Source organism: Amycolatopsis sp. CA-128772 (assembly GCF_002904295.1).
Classification (GTDB): domain Bacteria; phylum Actinomycetota; class Actinomycetes; order Mycobacteriales; family Pseudonocardiaceae; genus Amycolatopsis.
In genome coordinates this window covers 1-2,446 of record NZ_PPHG01000036.1, presented here as the reverse complement: position 1 = coordinate 2,446, position 2,446 = coordinate 1, and the positions used below count along the sequence as shown (strand labels likewise).

The following is a 2,446-nucleotide window of genomic DNA, read 5'->3' as shown; positions in this document are numbered from 1 at the left end:
GGCCGGAAGCTGCTGCGTCTCGAGGTTCGCAACAGTGAGACGCCGATCGAGAAGAAGCCGTCGTGGATCAAGACGCGGGTGCGGATGGGGCCGGAGTTCACCGAGCTCAAGGGTCTCGTGCGCCGCGAGGGTTTGCACACGGTCTGTGAGGAGGCCGGTTGTCCCAACATCTACGAATGCTGGGAAGACCGGGAAGCGACGTTCCTGATCGGTGGCGACCAGTGCACCCGGCGCTGTGATTTCTGCCAGATCGATACGGGTAAGCCGGCGGCGTTGGACCGTTCCGAGCCGCGGAAGGTTGCGGAGTCGGTGCAGGCCATGGGCTTGCGGTATTCGACGGTCACCGGTGTCGCCCGGGATGACCTCTCCGATGGTGGCGCGTGGCTGTACGCGGAAACTGTTCGGCAGATTCACGCTCTCAACCCCGGGACGGGTGTCGAGCTGTTGATCCCGGACTTCAACGCGGATCCGGAGCAGTTGGCGGAGGTGTTCGGGTCGCGGCCGGAGGTTCTGGCGCACAACGTGGAGACGGTGCCGCGGATTTTCAAGCGCATTCGTCCCGGGTTCCGGTATGCGCGGTCGTTGGAGGTCATCACTGCGGCGCGTGAGGCCGGGTTGGTGACGAAGTCGAATTTGATCTTGGGTATGGGTGAGACGCCGGACGAGGTGGCGCCGGCGATGCAGGATCTGGTGGATGCGGGTTGTGAGATTTTGACGATCACGCAGTATCTGCGTCCCTCGCCGCGGCATCATCCGGTGGATCGGTGGGTGAAGCCGGAGGAGTTCGTGGAGCATTCTCAGGCGGCCGAGGCGATGGGTTTCGCGGGTGTCATGGCGGGGCCGTTGGTGCGCTCGTCGTACCGCGCGGGACGGCTTTACGCCCAGACCAAGCGTTACCGTGGAGAAGAGCTGCCGGAGAACCTGGCCCACCTCGCCGACCAGGGCCCGGCTTCGCAAGAGGCCAGCTCGCTGCTGGCCCGATAGGAAGGGGCGGATCAATGGCGATCAGCGTCTTCGACCTGTTTTCCATCGGCATCGGCCCGTCGAGCTCCCACACCGTCGGGCCGATGCGGGCGGCACTGACCTTTGTGGACGGACTCGGTGCGGAGCTCACCTCGGTGTCCCGCGTCCAGGCCGAGCTGTTCGGCTCGCTCGGCGCGACCGGCTTCGGCCACGGCAGCGACAAAGCCGTCCTGCTCGGGCTGTCCGGTGAACGTCCCGAAGAGATCGACACCGACACCGTGCCGGGGCGCATCGCGGACATCCGCGGAGCCGGCCGGCTGGTACTGGGCGGCACGCACGAGATCGCGTTCGACGAGGACACCGACCTCACCATGCACCGCCGCAAGTCGCTGCCCGCGCACCCGAACGGCATGGTGTTCCGCGCGTTCGACGCGTCGGGCGCGCTGCTGCGCGAACGCACGTACTACTCGGTCGGCGGCGGCTTCGTGCGCGACGAGTCGTACGAAACGGACACGGTCTTCGTCGAGGACTCGACCCCGGTGCCGTACCCGTTCCGCACGGGCGCGGACCTGCTCGGGCACTGCGCCGCCACGGGGCTGTCGATCAGCGAGGTGATGCTGGCGAACGAGCTGTCCTGGCGCACGGCCGCCGAGGTGCGTTCGGGGCTGCTGGACATCTGGGCGGTCATGGCGGAGTGCGTCCGCAACGGCTGCACGCACGAAGGCGTCCTGCCGGGCGGCCTGAAGGTCCCGCGGCGGGCGCGGGCGCTGCACGAGAAGCTGCTGGCCGAGGACGGCGCGGACGACCCGTTGTACGCGATGGACTGGGTGAGCCTGTACGCACTGGCGGTCAACGAGGAGAACGCGGCGGGCGGCCGCGTGGTGACGGCCCCGACCAACGGCGCGGCGGGCATCATCCCGGCGGTGCTGCACTACTACCAGCGCTTCATCCGCCACTCGACCGACGACGGCATCGTGAAGTTCATGCTCACGGCGGGCGCGATCGGCTCGATCCTCAAGCAGACGGGCTCGATCTCGGGCGCGGAGGTCGGCTGCCAGGGCGAGGTGGGTTCGGCCTCGGCCATGGCGGCGGCGGGGTTGACCGAGGTCCTCGGCGGAACGCCGGCCCAGGTCGAGAACGCGGCCGAGATCGGCGTGGAGCACCACCTGGGCCTGACGTGCGACCCGGTGGGCGGCCTGGTCCAGATCCCGTGCATCGAGCGCAACGCGGTGGGGGCCTCGAAGGCCATCCACGCGGCCCGGATGGCGATGCGCGGGGACGGAAGCCACGTGGTGACCCTGGACAAGGCGATCAAGACGATGCGCGAGACGGGCGCGGACATGAGCGTGAAGTACAAGGAGACCGCCCGCGGCGGCCTGGCGGTGAACGTCATCGAGTGCTGACGCGGCTGCGCGGCTGCCGATGGGGACCGGCTCGGCGCGGCCCGACCGGCGGCGGTGGGCGGAGGGCCGGCTCGCCGGCC

Annotated in this window: 2 protein-coding genes; both read left to right on the top strand. The window is 68.8% G+C overall.

Annotation, left to right across the window (positions count from 1 at the left end):
- Positions 1-984: lipoyl synthase (gene lipA, locus C2L59_RS15600; RefSeq protein ID WP_199199089.1), on the top strand; the 984-nt coding region annotated here is incomplete at its 5' end.
- Between the two features lie 14 nt (positions 985-998).
- Positions 999-2,366 carry an L-serine ammonia-lyase gene (locus C2L59_RS15595; RefSeq protein WP_103350230.1) on the top strand — a complete coding sequence of 456 codons (1,368 nt, stop codon included), beginning with the start codon at positions 999-1,001 and terminating at the stop codon, positions 2,364-2,366.
- Positions 2,367-2,446 lie beyond the last annotated feature (80 nt).

What these genes read in the sequence shown, in the direction of transcription:
- C2L59_RS15595 (WP_103350230.1), top strand. Translation starts at nt 999, where the DNA reads ATGGCGATCAGCGTCTTCGACCTGTTTTCCATCGGCATCGGCCCGTCG.